Genomic DNA, 16930 nt, shown 5'->3' on the forward strand with positions numbered 1-16930 from the left:
TAATAATGCCAAAACGTACCGACATAAAAAGCATTCTTATCTTAGGCGCAGGCCCAATTGTTATTGGTCAGGCTTGTGAATTTGACTACTCTGGTGCACAAGCGTGTAAAGCACTAAGAGAAGAAGGCTATCGAGTTATATTAGTTAACTCAAACCCAGCAACAATTATGACCGACCCTGATATGGCCGATGCGACGTACATCGAACCAATTCACTGGGAAGTTGTAGAAAAAATTATCGAAAAAGAAAAGCCAGATGCAATCCTACCGACTATGGGTGGGCAAACAGCATTAAACTGTGCGCTTGAATTAGACAAGCACGGTGTATTGGCTAAGCACGGCGTTGAGCTAATTGGCGCAACAGCAGATGCAATCGACAAAGCAGAAAACCGCGAACGTTTCGATACAGCAATGAAAAACATTGGTTTAGAATGCCCACGTGCTGAAATTGCTCATTCAATGGATGAAGCAAGAGACATCATTACACGCATTGGCTTACCGTGTATTATCAGGCCTTCTTTTACTATGGGCGGCACCGGTGGTGGTGTAGCGTATAACCTAGAAGAGTTTGAAGAAATTTGTGAGCGCGGCTTAGACTTATCGCCAACGAACGAATTGCTCATTGATGAATCACTGATTGGTTGGAAAGAATACGAAACAGAAGTTGTACGTGATAAAAACGACAACTGTATTATTGTTTGTACCATTGAAAACTTTGACCCTATGGGTGTGCACACGGGTGATTCGATCACAGTTGCACCAGCGCAAACATTAACCGACAAAGAATACCAAATTATGCGTAACGCCTCTATGGCGGTATTACGTGAAATTGGTGTTGAAACCGGTGGCTCTAACGTACAGTTTGGTATTAATCCTGAAGATGGCCGTATGGTTATCATTGAGATGAACCCACGCGTATCACGCTCATCAGCATTAGCGTCAAAAGCAACGGGTTTCCCAATTGCTAAAATTGCAGCAAAATTAGCAGTAGGCTACACACTTGACGAGCTACAAAATGATATTACTGGCGGTAAAACACCAGCGTCGTTTGAGCCGGCAATTGACTATGTAGTTACAAAAATACCTCGCTTTAACTTTGAAAAATTTGCTGGTGCGAACGACCGTTTAACCACGCAAATGAAATCAGTAGGCGAAGTAATGGCGATTGGTCGTAACCAACAAGAGTCATTACAAAAAGCATTACGTGGCCTTGAAGTGGGCGCAACTGGGTTTAACCCAATTGTGGCGCTTGACGACCCTAAAGCAAAAGAAATTATCATTCGTGAACTACGCGAGCCAGGTGCAGAGCGTATTTGGTATATTGCCGATGCAATGCGCCATGGTATGAGCGTTGATGATGTTTACGAGCTGACAAAAGTTAACCGCTGGTTCTTAGTACAAATAGAAGACATTTTAAAAGACGAAGCAAAAATTAGCGACGTAGGCATGGCAGGTTTAAATGCCGACTTCCTACGTAAGTTAAAGCGTAAAGGCTTTGCTGACCCACGTATTGCAGAAATTGCTGGCGTATCAGAAGCTGAAATTCGTAAAAAGCGTCATTTGCTAAACATATTACCTGTATATAAGCGTGTTGATACCTGTGCTGCAGAGTTTAGCTCAGACACAGCCTACATGTACTCAACTTACGATGAAGAGTGTGAAGCTAACCCAACAACCCGTGACAAAATCATGGTGATTGGTGGCGGCCCTAACCGTATTGGTCAAGGCATTGAGTTTGATTACTGTTGTGTACACGCTTCGCTTGCACTGCGTGAAGACGGTTATGAAACCATTATGGTTAACTGTAACCCTGAAACGGTATCTACCGATTACGACACCTCAGATCGTTTATACTTTGAACCAATTACCCTTGAAGACGTGCTAGAAATTGTACGTGTTGAAAAGCCAGTGGGTGTCATTGTGCAGTACGGTGGTCAAACACCGCTTAAATTAGCGCGTGAACTTGAAGCGAATGGCGTGCCAGTGATTGGTACATCGCCAGATGCAATCGACCGTGCAGAAGACCGCGAACGTTTTCAACAATTAGTTGAGCGTTTAAATCTACTGCAACCAGAAAACGCTACGGTAACGTCAACTGAAGAAGCAATTTTAAAATCAGTTGAAATTGGCTTTCCATTAGTAGTACGTCCATCGTATGTACTTGGTGGTCGCGCTATGGAAATTGTATACGACGAGCAAGACTTACGTCGCTACATGACCGAAGCAGTACAAGCCTCAAACGAAGCACCAGTATTACTAGACCGCTTTTTAGATAACGCGATTGAAGTTGACGTTGACGCAATTTGCGACGGCGAGCAAGTAATTATTGGCGGCATCATGGAGCACATAGAGCAAGCGGGTGTTCACTCAGGTGACTCAGCGTGTTCATTACCTGCTCATACGCTATCGCAAGAAGTACAAGATGTAATGCGCAAGCAAGTTACTGATATGGCACTTGAGCTTGGTGTGGTTGGTTTAATGAATACTCAGTTTGCTGTTAAAGATGGCTTAGTGTATTTAATTGAAGTTAACCCACGTGCTGCACGTACTGTACCGTTTGTATCAAAAGCAACCGGTGTTGCGCTTGCAAAAGTAGCTGCACGTTGTATGGCGGGTCAGTCTTTGGCAAGCCAAGGTATAACTAAAGAAGTTATTCCTCCATATTACAGCGTAAAAGAAGTTGTTTTACCATTTGCTAAGTTTCAAGGTGTGGATCCAATCCGTGGCCCTGAGATGCGTTCAACCGGTGAAGTGATGGGTGTTGGTGATACTTTCGCCGAAGCGTTCGCAAAAGCACAATTAGGTGCAAGCAATACTTTACCACGCGGTGGTCGCGCGCTATTATCCGTGCGTGATAGCGATAAGCCACGTATTGTTGAACTAGCCAGAATCATGACAGACCTTGGTTTTGAAATAGACGCAACAGGTGGCACAGCTGCTGCACTTGAAAATGCTGACATTGCGGTTCGCCGTGTAAATAAAGTATTTGAAGGGCGCCCGCACATTCTTGATAGAATCAAAAGTGGCGAGTATAGCTATATTGTTAATACCACAGAAGGTCGCCAAGCGATTGAAGATTCGAAGGTGTTACGTCGTGGTGCTTTACAGCACAAAACCAACTATACTACGACCTTAAATGCGGCGTTTGCAAACTGTACAGCAAACCAAGCAGATGACCGTGGGAAGGTGACGTCAGTTCAAGAACTACACCTGCGATTGAACTAAGGAAATGTGCCAAGGCCGTTAAATTGCGGCCTTGGGATTAAGTGAGAAAAAGTATGCAAACAATTCCGATGACAGTTCGTGGTGCAGATTTACTGCGCAAAGAACTTACCGAATTAAAAACAGTTACCCGTCCTAAAATCGTCAGCGATATTGCAGTTGCACGAGAACATGGTGACTTAAAAGAAAATGCTGAGTATCACGCTGCGCGTGAGCAACAGGGTTTTTGTGAAGGCCGAATTCAAGAAATTGAAGCTAAGCTTTCAAATGTACAAATAATTGATGTAACTAAAATGCCTAATACCGGCAAAGTTATTTTTGGTACAACAGTTACTATTGTCAACGTTGAAACTGATGTTGAAGTTAAATACCAGATTGTTGGTGATGACGAAGCGAGTATTAAAAATAATCGTATTTCGGTTAATTCACCGATCGCACGAGGTTTAATTGGTAAGCAAGCAGATGATGCTGTGAACATTGAAACCCCTAAAGGCACCGTTGAATACGAGATCATCGAGGTTGAGTATATTTAATAACTCACTTTACGCGTAAATAAAAGCCAGTGTATTAGTACACTGGCTTTTTTGTTTTAAAGTGTTTAAAAGTGTTAAAACAGCCCTTATAAATTAGCCTTAAAAATTTTACTTTGTTACCATATACAGGCTGCAAATTAAGCAGTTTACTCGGAGATATTTATGAACGATACCGACCATCCCTCTAGATTGAGGGCAGAAAAATAACCCGTATTGGTATTTATCTTCTATAAATCTACCTAAGCGGTAGAGTAATTTTATTCTTTCCTATTTTTCTTCTCTCAGACACCTAGATATAAATAATGAAATTAGCCTTATTACGTGCTGATTATGGTTACTAATGCGCAGGTATTTTAACCAGTCATATAGTTTCATTATTTGATGGTCGTTACCTTACGCTAATGTGTTTTACTCCTAGTTAATGACTATTAGTTAAACAGTAGTTTTAACTGTTTGAGCGCCCTGTTATTAATTTAAATAAAACACAATTAGCCTGACATTAGCCAATCGGGAGATTCGCCATGACGGTAATGAGCAAAAACTATGTAGAAAACAACCCACATTTTTCTCAAGCAGAAATAGGGGCGGCTAGAAAAGTGTTTTTAGCGCACAGCTATAATAAACAAGTGCACTTATTAACAATAATGGATGTTGAAGAAGCGGTTGCTATTTTACAACACTGTTCAATTACTTATGTACAAGACTTAATAAGTCGTTTAGAAAAAGACGGATACGACAAACTCGCTCGACATTATGCGCATCAGTTGGGTTTTATTCATTCAGAAGTTGAAACAGCGCAAAGTTATTTAAATACCTCGGCACTGGGGCATGTACAACAGCGTATTGGCTGGATCGTCGTGTTAGCGTTATTAGGTATAGTATCTGGGTTAATTATTACTCAATACGAAGACACATTAAGCCAGTTAGTATTGTTGGCAGTGTACATGCCGGTTATTGCGGCTGCGGGCGGTAACACAGGTTCACAAGCGGCAACTTTGGTAATACGGGCGTTAGCGACAGGCGAGCTGAAAAAAAGGCAATGGTTTGCTGTGCTTCTTAAAGAAAGCCAAATTGCAGTGTGTCTTGCGTTAGCGGTGGCGGGCGTAATGGTTATTCGAATTTTATTTTTTAGCGATGTTAAATCTGCAGGTGGGTTCGATTTAAATATAATTGCGATGGCCATTGCAGTGGCATTGTTTATTCAGGTAACTATTTCTACTACGTTAGGGGGGTTATTACCTATTTTAGCGCGGGCACTTAAGTTAGATCCCGCGGTATTAGTGAGCCCTGTATTGGCATCAATTGTTGATATATCAGGGATGTGGATTTACTTTACCGTAGTTAACTATTTTTTAGAAATAGGTTAAACCAAAAGTTTTAGGTTTATATGTTTTGCGCTAATCACTTAACACTCAGTAATTAGCGCAAAACCTAGTTTGAATATATTCTTGCGCATTTCCCTCCTCAAACAATTACTTTAACTAAAAATTCCTCTAGGTTATTCATCTGCCATCAATTTGATCTATGCTGATATGGAGCAATACGGTTTAACGTCCTCTCAAATAAGGAAAATAATGGCTAATATACTTTATCCGGCACCTTTAAAAGTAGGCTCTAAAATTGCGGTGTGTTCGCTTTCAGAAGGGATCGCGGCTAAATATCATGCTCGTTTAGAGAGTGTAATAAATGGTTTAAAACAGCGTGGCTATGAAGTAATTGAGGGGGCGTTTTTACGGCGCAGCGAAGCAACAGCAGAATTAGCTACCAAAGCCCATGCAGAGCAGTTAATGGGCTTTTTAGTTGACGATAGTATTGATGCAATTATGCCTCCCTTTGGTGGCGAGCTTGCGATGGAAATACTGCCGCAACTTGATTTTAATGCCATTAAACAGGCTAAACCCAAATGGCTTGTGGGATTTTCTGATGTGAGCACGGTGGCCTGTGCACTCACTGCTAAATGCCAATGGGCAACACTGCATTGTGCCAATTTAATGCAATTGCACCCAAATGAAAAAAGCCCATATTGCTTACAAATATTTGAAACCCTAAGTTATGCAGCAAATAGTGAGTTTACCCAGGCACCATCTACACATTATCAAAAAGCAGCCCCCGATTATGCACAGCATCCAGAAGCCTTATTTAATTATACCGAGGCGACTCAATGGCAATGCTTAAATTACTTTGATCAGCGTACTATCGAAATGTCGGGGCGTTTATTTGGTGGCTGCCTAGATACCGTGGGTTTATTACTTGATTCACCATTTTTAGATCTGCATGAATTTAAAAAACACAGCGCGCCCGAAGGGCTAATTTTATACTTAGAAAACTCAGAATTAACCCCCACTACCGTAGCGCGATTTTTACTGGCGTTAAAACTAGCTGGTATATTTGACGACATTAACGGCATAATTATCGGCCGCAGTGAAATTACCCAAGGTAAAAACCCTGATTTTGACTATCGCCACGCATTAAATGTAGCGCTTGGAGGCTGCATTTTTCCGGTTATTATAGATGCCGATATAGGCCATATTGCACCTAACTTAAATTTAATTAATGGTGCTACTTGCACATTAATTGCCGATATAAACGAAGGCAGAGTAATAAAAGCGTCATTAAATACGTCGCTCTCTTAATTGGCTTTGAATAACGTGTCGGTACAGGGGTATAATAAGTTGGCTTTTATAATACGTTATTTAAGTACATTCTCAGGGCGGGGCGAAATTCCCCACCGGCGGTATGTTTAACTCACTATTTTTAATTACATTTGTAGTGTTTAAATAAGCCCGCGAGCGCTTTGTTGTTTTATATAATACCAAAGGTCAGCAGATCTGGTGAGATGCCAGAGCCGACGGTTACAGTCCGGATGAAAGAGAATATGGCTTAAATATAGCGTTAATAGTGCACGGCTTTTGGCTGTGTGCTATTTGCGTTTTTTAATTTAAGTTATTGTTGGTACTTATACTTTAATGCTTTTAGAGTTTATTTTATCGATCCTTTCAGTGTCCTGAATCTATTTATTTTTAATCAGGAATATAATGATGATTCAGTCTCTACTTACTCAATTTGGCGAGCCGTTAACGCGCGTCGAAAATGCCATTACCGCACTACAGCAAGGCCAAGGTGTATTGGTTGTTGATGACGAAAACCGTGAAAACGAAGGTGACTTTGTATTTTCAGCCGAGCATTTAACCACCGCACAAATGGCTGAGATGATCCGCGAAGGCAGCGGCATTGTGTGTTTATGCATGGGGGAGGAGCGCATAAAGCAGCTCGACCTACCGCAAATGGTTACTCATAACACCAGTCAAAATAACACCGCTTACACCATAACCATTGAGGCCAAAGAGGGCGTAACTACCGGCGTTTCTGCAGCCGATAGAGTTACAACTATTAAAGCCGCCACAGCCGACAATGCTAAACCTGCGGATTTATCACGCCCAGGGCATGTATTTGGCTTAAAAGCTAAAACGGGTGGAGTACTGGTACGCCGTGGCCATACCGAAGCATCTGTTGATTTAATGCAACTTGCCGGTTTAAAGCCGTTTGGTGTTATTTGCGAGCTAACTAACCCCGATGGCTCAATGGCGCGTTTACCTGAGGTGAGCGGTTATGCAAATAAGCATAATATGCCAGTGGTATCGATTGAAGATTTAGTGCAGTACATTCAAATTGCACAACAAAAAGTAAGTTAACAGCAATAAAAGACCCCTGTTTAATTTAATTAAACAGGGGTTTTAATTATTATAAACGTGCGATAAGCGCGATTATAAAACCTGAATTACTTGCTCAGCGTCTAAACGCGATTTAGGTAATTTAGCATTATAGTCCTCAGCGCTATCGTGATAGCCCAGTGCTAATGCAACATCACATACGTAACCATCTAATTCTTTAGCAAAAATTTCGCCAAGTAACTGCGCATCTACGCCTTCCATTGGGGTTGAGTCAATGCCTAAACGAGCAGCTGCGTGCATGGTATTACCAAGTGCAATGTAAGTTTGCGCTTTAGTCCAAGTTGCATTATTGCCTTGCTCATCGGTATTCATATCTACAAACGCAAATGCGCCAAAAGCGTGTTCACGGTTTTCGCTTTGCGTGCGCCCATTTTTAATATCTGTGTCTATAACGCGTGCGTAATCATCACGGGTATAGTTAGTTTTGTGAGCAAAAAGCACAATATGCGATGCTGTTTTAGCGTGTTTTTGATTAAACTGAAACATATTAGCAAAGCTGTCATGAAAACGTTGTTTAGCCTGATCAGACTCAATAACAATAAACTTCCACGGTTGTGAGTTAATTGATGAAGGCGATAAACGCATAGCTTCATAAATTACGTTAATGTCGTGATCGCTAATACGTTTAGCTGCATCATAATGTTTGGCCGTGTGGCGTTTTTCTAAATCGCTAATAATAGGGTGAGTCATGGTTTTCTCCGGGTAAATTTAATTTTAAAACAATCATACTTAACAGATAAAAATTAACGATTGGTTAGCGTAATAAGTGCTTAGTGCGAATGGCAGCTAATATACGCTTTGCTTTGTGAAAAATAAACAGCATAATAATTGAAACATTATCAAATAAAAATAGATAATATGCAGATAGACGATCTTAAGCTTATTTTAAAAGTTGCAGAGTTTAGAAGTATTACTTTAGCAGCAGCAAAATGCGATATGCGCACTGCAACCGCGAGTGCCGCCATTAAGCGTGTAGAGTTAGCCCTTGGCAGTGAGCTGTTTATAAGAACAACACGCCACTTACGCCTTTCGGCAGCGGGTGAGCGCTACATTCCTCAGTGCGAGCAAGCAATTGCGGTGCTAGAGCAAGCAAAACAAAACCTCAAAGGCGAACACGATGAAATTGAGGGAGAGTTGCGCGTTGCACTTTCATCAGATTTTGGGCGTAATTTAGTGATCCCCTGGATTGATGAGCTCATGGATAATTACCCAAAACTCAGTTTAAGAACACATATAAGCGACAGTAACGTCGATTTTTATCGTGATTCGGTCGATATAGCGCTGCGTTATGGATCTCCTAGCGATACTAATATGTATGGTTTTAAAATTTGTAACGTTCCACGGCTCCTTTGCGCCACTAAAGAATACTTAATAGCACATGGCAGCCCCAATCACCCAGACGAATTGAATCGTCATCAAGGTATGTTTTATCAACTACAAGACATTATAAATAACAACTGGGAATTTACCGACGGGCAAAGTAAGTTTAAAGTTAAAATGCAAGGTAGGCGTGCCTCTAACGATGGCGATTTAGTTAGGCGCTGGTGCGTTGCAGGTAAAGGGCTGGCGGTTAAGTCAGCGCTCGATATAGCAGACGATTTACTGGCCGATAGGGTGGTTACGCTGATGCCAAACTATCAACATGTTAGCGGTGAGTTATGGCTTATTTGCCCAAGCAGGCAATCGATTACTCCAGCAGTGCGTTTACTGCGCGATGTGTGCCGCGAAAAATGCCGCACAATTTTAAAACAGTTAATTGCCAAAGGTATTATAGATAAAAGTGTATTGGACTAGCCACTTATTTACGCTTGATAATTTTAAGTGTAGGGTATAAATATAAGGCTTTAGCTTAAGGTGGTAAATATTAAGTCGGGCAGTTAAATTTAAATAAAGGACTTTTAATAAGGTGTGCTTATGGATTATTTAGTTGCAACCGTATTTTTTGCTGTGTCAGCTTCGGTCACTCCTGGGCCAAATAACATCATGCTTATGACCTCAGGGGTAAACTTTGGCGTGCGAAAAAGCCTACCTTTACTTACGGGGATCTGTATTGGTTTTGCCTTAATGATACTACTCATTGGCTTAGGCTTTGGGCAATTATTTGCGTTATTCCCTAATTTGCATTTAATTATTAAGTGCTTAGGAACACTGTACTTGCTGTATTTAGCATGGCTTATTGCTAAATCTGGCAGTGTTAACTCAACAAATAGCCAAACCAAACCGCTTACTTTTATAAAAGGAGCATTATTTCAGTGGGTAAATGGTAAAGCATGGGTTGTAGCCACCGGCGCTATTGCGGCGTTTACAACCGTTGGCGCAGGTTATTACGGGCAAAGTTTTACATTAGCACTGACGTTTTTGTTGGTTGCTTTTCCGTGTGCGGGAGTGTGGTTATTTTTTGGTACATTATTAAAGCAAGTATTAAAGTCTGAACGTTATAGACGCTACTTTAATTATACTATGTCGGCGTTACTGGTTTTATCGGTAGCACCTGTGGTGAAAGAAATTACGCTGCAGGTATTCTCCCAAGGCGTTTAAACAAAACACCTTGAGAGCAAATTTTAACAATAAAAAGTCAACAGCCCTAGGCTCGCTTATTATTAAAAGTCGGGCGCAACTGTAAACTCTAACGGCTGATGATTAATCGGGTGGCAAAACGATAAGTACTCGGCATGTAAATGTAATCTATTGGCTTTTTCACCGTAGTGATCATCGCCAACTATGGGCATATTTAAGCCTAACTTATGCGCGCAATGTACTCTTAGTTGGTGCGTACGCCCCGTTTTAGGGTAAAGGTGCAAGCGGGTAATATTATCTTTTCGCTCTAATACCTGCCAAGTAGTAAGGGATGCTTTACCGTATTGATAACACACTAACTGACGTGGTTTATCATCAAAATCTAAGCGCAAAGGTAAGTCAATTGTGCCGCTGTTTTCAACTACATTTCCGGCAACTAAAGCAACGTAACGTTTTTCGATGGTACGCTCTATAAACTGTTTTTGCAGGGCCTTATGGGCTCTTTTATTGAGTGCAATAATTAATAACCCTGACGTCGACATATCTAAGCGATGCACAATGAGCGGGCCGGTAGCGTGTGGAAATTGTGTTTTAATGCGCAAATAAACCGAGTCTTCAATATTAACCCCAGGAACGGACAAAAACTCAGCCGGTTTATTGATCACTAATATGTCGTGATCTTGGTAAATAATAGTTAAATCTTTACCAATAGCAGGGTTGATCAATAATGGGTTTTCTTCTACATGTAAGCCTTTGAGCATATGCCCTAAAATAGGTTGGCATTTACTATAACAAGACGGGTAGTAATGTTTATGATGCCTAATAGCTGATTTAGGCGCAGCGCCCCACCAAAATTCTGCCAAAGATAAAGGTTTTAAATTATGTTGATACGCATATTGCAATAACTTAGGCGCGGCGCAATCTCCTGCGCCTGCTGGTGGCGTATGTTCAGGCAAAGGTGCAAAAATAGCGTTTAGATCTTTGGTTTCGTTATCGGCATTTAAAAACTGGTATTGCGCAAACAGCTTTTTTTGTAAATTTTTAGAAAGTGTTTTACGGCGCTTTTTTAAGTGTGCAATTTCATCAGTAATATTATTTAGAGCTTGCTGCAGGGTGTCGAGTTTACTTTGCCATTGCTGCTTTAGTGCTTGTAGTTGCTTTTTTTCGACAATACTTTGCCCAGCTAATTGAATTTTTAGCTGCTCAAAGTCAGTTGGAGATAACTGAGTACTTGCATCAGTACGTTGTTGTTTACGCATTCGGCGGCTAACTTGCATTAACGCTTGCTGCGCTTCTAACTGCTGCTGATAAGTGGCATTGGCTTGGTTAAATGCGTTATTAAGAGTGCTAAATTGCTCACTATTTTCAAGCTGCTCAAATTGGGCGTTAATATTATTAATAATGCTGCTTTGTGCTAAATACTCAGCATCGTGTAGCTGCATATCGGCCACGGCAGGTACAAAGTTAATTTTACTGCTTACGCCTTCAAGTTGCCCTGAGTAAGCGGCTAAATAACCAAGCTGTTGCTGATTATTTTGCACCACTAGTACACCAAACATTTTACCCGACTCTTCATTATTAGCTGGATTTGCCAAGTACTCTAACTGTGTTTCGAGCTGTTGTTGCAACTGCTCGGTTGCTGCTACAGCAATTGCTTTAGGCTCATAGTAAAAAGGAAAAGTAAATTTGTCTGGTAGCGCAATGTGATTTACAGGCGCTGAAAATAGCGTAAAGCAAGAAGCAATATTTGGCATGGGTAATATAATAATGAAATTTTTAACGAGATAATTAGCCAATATAATAACATAGTCGTTGCTATGTCACTAAGTGTGTTGTGTAACCTGTGTTATCCATATTTCAGGTAAGTTGTGGCGTTGCGATTAAAAAAAGCTCGGTATTAAATACCGAGCTTTGTAGGTTGGGTTGGACTGTTTATAATTAACTATTTGTTGTGGTTGGGTGGCCATCTACCATTTGGGGTTTACCGCGCATTTTAGCAATTAAGCGCTTAGTGTCCTCTAGCGCCACATACTGACACGGAATAAGTATTAGCGTTATTACGGTGGCAAATAACACCCCAAAAGCCAGTGATACAGCCATAGGGATAACTATTTTAGCTTGTAAGCTGGTTTCCATAATAATAGGCATAACGCCAATAAATGTAGTCACTGAGGTGAGTAAAATTGCTCTAAAGCGCCGAGCGCCAGCTTGCATTACCGCCTCTTTAATAGGCACACCTTCAGCGCGTGCTTTGTTTACAAAGTCAACCATCACGAGCGAATCGTTTACCACTACGCCGGCCACGGCAATAATGCCAAACATTGATAAGCTACTCATGGTCATGCCTAAAATCATGTGGCCAAACATAGCGCCAATGACGCCAAATGGAATAACCGACATAATAATAAGCGGCTGCGAGTAAGAGCGTAGCGGAATAGCCAGTAGCGCAAATATAATGATCATCGATAATGCAAAATCGCGTTTTTGTTCATCAGCACTGTCCATTTCTTCTTGAACACGCCCAGCTACGTCGCTTTGTACACCCGGATAGCTTTTTAATAAAGCGGGCAGGTACTGATCCCGAATTTCCTCGGCAATAGCAAAAGGCTCTGCTTTGTCGGTATTTACCGCTGCCCACACATTAACGGTGCGTTTTGAGTCTTCGCGTCGAATACGATTTACCCCATCAACTAAACTTACTTGCGCTATTTCGCTAAGCGGTACTTCTGCGCCGCTTGGAGTAATAATACGTACACTTTGAATATCGCTAATAGAATTACGCTCATCTTCGGGGTAGCGTATCATTACTTTAATTTCTTCACCTTCGCGTAAAATACGCTGTGCTTCTAGACCGTAATAACTAAAGCTCACCTGCGACGCTACATCGGCAAGGGTTAAGCCCATACTGTAGGCAAGCGGTTTTAAATCAAGTTGTACTTCGTCGGTGGCGCTTTGCATTGAGTCGTTTACATCGCCCACGCCTTCGATAGTTTGTAACTTGGCTTTTAATTTAGCGGCAACTTCTTTAAGTACGGCAGCATTTTTACCTTCAAGTTTAAAGCTAATATCACCATCATCACGGCCACCGTTCATTATGCTATCTTCAATGGTGAGGGTTTTAACACCCGGCAGTGGAGGCATTTGCTCGCGCCACAATGCACTTAGCGCAAAGGTGTCTATGGGGCGTAAATCGGGCTCTACTAAAATAGCCATAATATTGGCTAGTGTACGGCCACGTAAACTGACCGATAAATCGCGGATCATCGATTTACCATATTGCTGTTGTAGTTGTTGATCTACTTTTAGCAGCACACTTTCTATTTTTTGTGCCGTCTCTAAGGTGGCTTGCTCCGAAGAAGCCAAGTTCATTTCTATTCGAATACGTGGAAAATCATGCGGTATTTTAGGGTTAGGAACAAATTTAACTAATCCTCCTGCAAACATCCCAGCGCTAATAATTAATAAGCACATAAAGCCTATTATTACTGTGTAACGATAATGAATACAGTGGCCAATAAAGGGCGTGTAATAATGGCTAACAAAGCTTTTTAAGCCGTTATCCATCACTGTACGAATACGATACAGTGGGTTTTTAGGGTTAGGTTTACGCTTACTCATAGCAGCAATATGTGCGGGTAAAATTAGTTTTGATTCAATCAAAGAAAAAATCAAACATAAAATAATCACGCCACCAATCGCTTTTGAAAACGCAGCACCTGGGCCTGTTGCTAAAGTTTGTGGTAAAAAGGCGGCAATAGTGGTCAGTACGCCAAAGGTTGCTGGTATAGCAACGCGTTTAACTCCGCGTACTACGTTATCTAGAGTGTGGCCGTGCTTTTCTATTTCGGCGCTCGCCGACTCGCCAACTACTATGGCGTCGTCTACTACTATGCCGAGCACTAAAATAAAGGCAAATAATGAGGCTAAGTTAATTGTTACGTCTAAAAAGCCAATTGGCATAAATAAAAATGCGCCTAAAAACGACACGGGTAAGCCCATCATCACCCAAAACGCTAAGCGTAATGGTAAAAATAAAGCCAGTACTAGCATGACTAACAAGCCACCCCAAATCATGTTATCGACCATCATATCAAGCCGACCTTCAAGGTAGTAAGTTAAATCAAGAATAGGGGTTAGCTTTACACCTGCGGGTAACTGCGATTCTTTTGCTGCCATGTAACTTTTAAGTACTTTGGCTACGTCGGTAATATCTTGATCTTTTGAGGCGTTTATTTCAAACGACAATGAATTTTTACCATTGTACTTTGAATATTGTAGGCCCTCGGCAAAGCCATCGTTAATAGTAGCTACATCGCCTAAATAAATTTGTGCGCCGTCGGGCAGGGTAATAAGCGGCAATTTTGCAAACTCGTTACCCCGGTAGGCTTGCTTTTCTACCCGCATAGAAATATAGCCATTTTTTGAGCGAATTTGCCCAGCCGACATATTGGCCGAAAAGCTTTGTACGGCGCTGGCAATATCTCTAAATGTTAAACCGTACTCACGCAGTTTATCTGGGCTCACTTCTATGCCTATTTCGTAATCTAGGCCAGCATTAAACTCAACCAAATTAATATTAGGCAGGGCTTGGAGTTCGTCTTTTATGTTATTACCTAGCTCTTTTAGCTGGTAGTTGCTCATGTCGCCATACAGCGCGAGGATCATAACCTCTTGCTCGTACTTATCGCGGCGCACCACAGGACGCTCCATATCGGCAGGAAAAGTATTGATTGAATCAACCTGAACTTTTATTTCGTCAAGTACGTCTTGGGGATTATATTGCTCTTCTATTTCAACCCAGGCTTGCGAAAACCCACGGTTAGAATAAGTGATAAGGCGTTTTATGCCTTCAATTCCTTCTAGGTTTTCTTCTATTTTTATGGTTATACCTTCTTCAACCTCTTGCGGAGCAGCCCCAGGGTAAACAGCTTGTACGCTGATCCAATTACTTTCAAACTGTGGAAACATCTGTTTGCGAATAGTAAATACCGTTAAAATACCGCCAATTAATATAAAAATCATTAATAGGTTTGCGGCTACGGGGTTTCGGGCAAACCAGGCAATTAAGCCTTTTTCACGAGTACTCATGGTTATTCCTCTTTAAGGGCAAGCTGGGTTACATCGCTATTAGGCGTGGTTTCTTCAATTTTAACGGCCATGCCCTCGGTTGGGTATTCAAGCGCTGAGGTAATAAGCTGATCACCCTCATTTAAACCTTGATTGGCTATTATCATGCCGTTTTGCTCACGAATTATATTGAGGGTTTTAAACGATAGGGTTAAGTTATTATTTAAAATGGCAATTTTATTATTTTTTACTAAATGATGCGGCACAATAATAGCGTTATCGAGTGCGCGTCCCTCAATAGTGGCATTAATGTAAGAGCCAAATCGCAGTGGTTGGCTGTTATTAGCATAAGGAGTAGCAAGCTGCGCGACTAAGTAACTCATTCTACTTTTTTGATCAACCACGCCTTCACTGCGTATTATTTTAGCTTGCCATGTTGTTTGCTTACCTGCGTACTGGGCGCTAAAAGTGACGTTTGCGTTTATGCCGCCGTTGCTTAAGAATTGCAGCTCGTTATCGGCCACGGGTAAACGTACTTCAGCAACTGCTATGGCACTTAATGCACCCAACCGACTTCCTTGATTTACCACTGAGCCTAAGCTAATGCTGCGCTCATTAATTATCGCGTTGTAGGGGGCTTTTATGTAAGTGCGTTCAAGGTTGCGGTTAGCGCGTTTAACACTGGCTTGCGCTGAGCGGTAACGTGCCATTTTTTCGGCGAGTTGCGGTTTACGTAAATACAGCTGAGATGCAATTGCATCGCTGGCATCGGCTTTAATTCGCTCCCATTCTGCTTTTGCTACGTGGGCTTGAGCACGTTCTATTTCGAGTGCAGAACTTGCTTGGGCTAAACCGGCCTGGGCTTCAATTAAGTCGGCTTCGTAATCATTTGGATCAATTCGTGCTAAAATATCGCCTTGTTTTACAAATGCGCCTTCAACAAACTGCCCGGCAACCGAAATAACTTGCCCACCTACTTGTGCAATTAACTCTGTTTTATCTTTTGGTTTTACAATACCGTAAGATTTTACATCGAGTGTTATTGCATCAAGGTGAACGTGTTGCGTGGCAATAAGTGGGCGAGTATCTTGTTCTGGTTTTTCTTCGGGTGGCGTTTTCATGGTTGAAAAAGCGAAAGCTAACGCAATTCCGCCAATTAAAACCGCAAACGGCAGTATTATTTGTTTTTTAGAAGCCACGAGGCATTCCTTCATAATTGTGGTGACCAGCTAATAATACGCAATAAAATGTTTACAAAGCATTTAAAGATGTAACAAAGCATTGCGCTTCACTACCTGTTTATTTAAGGCATGACTAAAAAATGCAGCAGCAAACAAATATATTTATATTGAGGTTATTATGAAAACACAGCCTATGGCGTGTCGGTTAGGCTGTGGGGCATGTTGTATTGCGCCAAGTATTAGCTCACCCATTCCAGGAATGCCAAACGGTAAAAAGGCCGGAGAGCGTTGTATTCAGCTAGATGAGCGTAATTTATGTAAGTTATTTGGCGACGCTAGTCGGCCAAAAGTGTGCAGCGATTTTAGCGCCACACTGGATGTATGCGGTACAACTAATGCGCAGGCTTTAGCGCTTATTACTGAGCTTGAAGAGTTGACTTAATCCTCGTTTTTAATACACACATATTTACATTTATTTATGAATAAGTGTTTTAAATACTTGAATGCAAAAATTGAAAGCCGCGCTTTTCGCAGCAGCAAGCTCAACGCTTACGATTAAAGTACAGGTTTGTGGCTGTTTTTGTAGATGCGAAGCTTGCTTGCGTGACGGGCAAAGCCTGTAAAGTGATTTACTTACAAAGAGGTTAAGAGACGCTGCGCTTTTAGAGGAAGAGATAGAC

Annotated in this window: 12 protein-coding genes and 1 riboswitch; of the genes, 8 read left to right on the forward strand and 4 right to left on the reverse strand. The window is 41.5% G+C overall.

Going from position 1 to position 16930, the window contains the following annotated elements:
* Positions 1 to 5 precede the first annotated feature (5 nt).
* The 5 genes from carB to ribB all read left to right on the forward strand — a co-directional run bounded on the left by carB (position 6) and on the right by ribB (position 7446).
* Positions 6 to 3224, forward strand: a complete 3219-nt coding sequence (gene carB / locus PTRA_RS06575; protein WP_058373148.1) for a carbamoyl-phosphate synthase large subunit — start codon at positions 6 to 8, stop codon at positions 3222 to 3224.
* Between the two features lie 53 nt (positions 3225 to 3277).
* On the forward strand, positions 3278 to 3754 hold the full coding sequence (greA, locus tag PTRA_RS06580; protein ID WP_058373149.1) for a transcription elongation factor GreA: 477 nt from the start codon (positions 3278 to 3280) through the stop codon (positions 3752 to 3754).
* Positions 3755 to 4275: 521 nt separating this feature from the next.
* Positions 4276 to 5121 (forward strand): magnesium transporter, encoded by an 846-nt coding sequence (locus PTRA_RS06585; RefSeq protein ID WP_058373150.1) that lies wholly within the window; start codon positions 4276 to 4278, stop codon positions 5119 to 5121.
* A gap of 207 nt (positions 5122 to 5328) precedes the next feature.
* A complete protein-coding gene (locus tag PTRA_RS06590) occupies positions 5329 to 6387 on the forward strand; it encodes a S66 family peptidase (RefSeq protein ID WP_058373151.1) in 1059 nt (352 codons plus the stop codon).
* A 64-nt stretch (positions 6388 to 6451) separates the two neighbouring features.
* Positions 6452 to 6633, forward strand: a riboswitch (FMN riboswitch).
* Positions 6634 to 6792: 159 nt separating this feature from the next.
* Complete coding sequence (gene ribB, locus PTRA_RS06595) at positions 6793 to 7446, forward strand: 3,4-dihydroxy-2-butanone-4-phosphate synthase (protein WP_058373152.1); 654 nt, start codon at positions 6793 to 6795, stop codon at positions 7444 to 7446.
* 72 nt (positions 7447 to 7518) lie between these two features.
* On the opposite strand, the gene PTRA_RS06600 is transcribed toward ribB, so the two are convergent.
* Positions 7519 to 8175 (reverse strand): nitroreductase family protein, encoded by a 657-nt coding sequence (locus PTRA_RS06600; protein ID WP_058373153.1) that lies wholly within the window; start codon positions 8173 to 8175, stop codon positions 7519 to 7521.
* A gap of 168 nt (positions 8176 to 8343) precedes the next feature.
* On the opposite strand from PTRA_RS06600, the gene PTRA_RS06605 reads away from it, so the two are divergent.
* Together PTRA_RS06605 and PTRA_RS06610 are read left to right on the forward strand one after the other, a co-directional pair.
* A complete protein-coding gene (locus tag PTRA_RS06605) occupies positions 8344 to 9279 on the forward strand; it encodes a LysR family transcriptional regulator (RefSeq protein WP_058374538.1) in 936 nt (311 codons plus the stop codon).
* Positions 9280 to 9399: 120 nt separating this feature from the next.
* On the forward strand, positions 9400 to 10023 hold the full coding sequence (locus tag PTRA_RS06610) for a LysE family translocator (protein ID WP_011327920.1): 624 nt from the start codon (positions 9400 to 9402) through the stop codon (positions 10021 to 10023).
* Positions 10024 to 10085: 62 nt separating this feature from the next.
* Here the strand turns inward: PTRA_RS06610 and PTRA_RS06615 are convergent, their stop codons facing one another.
* From PTRA_RS06615 to PTRA_RS06625, 3 genes are all read right to left on the reverse strand, one after another.
* Positions 10086 to 11756, reverse strand: coding sequence for an RluA family pseudouridine synthase (locus PTRA_RS06615; RefSeq protein WP_058374539.1), 1671 nt, complete (start codon positions 11754 to 11756; stop codon positions 10086 to 10088).
* A 184-nt stretch (positions 11757 to 11940) separates the two neighbouring features.
* Positions 11941 to 15090: an efflux RND transporter permease subunit gene (locus tag PTRA_RS06620; RefSeq protein WP_058373154.1), complete on the reverse strand. Its 3150-nt coding sequence runs from the start codon at positions 15088 to 15090 to the stop codon at positions 11941 to 11943.
* A 2-nt stretch (positions 15091 to 15092) separates the two neighbouring features.
* Complete coding sequence (locus tag PTRA_RS06625; protein WP_011327923.1) at positions 15093 to 16268, reverse strand: efflux RND transporter periplasmic adaptor subunit; 1176 nt, start codon at positions 16266 to 16268, stop codon at positions 15093 to 15095.
* Between the two features lie 160 nt (positions 16269 to 16428).
* On the opposite strand from PTRA_RS06625, the gene PTRA_RS06630 reads away from it, so the two are divergent.
* Positions 16429 to 16692 (forward strand): YkgJ family cysteine cluster protein, encoded by a 264-nt coding sequence (locus PTRA_RS06630; RefSeq protein WP_011327924.1) that lies wholly within the window; start codon positions 16429 to 16431, stop codon positions 16690 to 16692.
* Positions 16693 to 16930 lie beyond the last annotated feature (238 nt).

Origin of the sequence: Pseudoalteromonas translucida KMM 520 (assembly GCF_001465295.1) — a bacterium.
Classification (GTDB): Bacteria; Pseudomonadota; Gammaproteobacteria; order Enterobacterales; family Alteromonadaceae; genus Pseudoalteromonas; species Pseudoalteromonas translucida.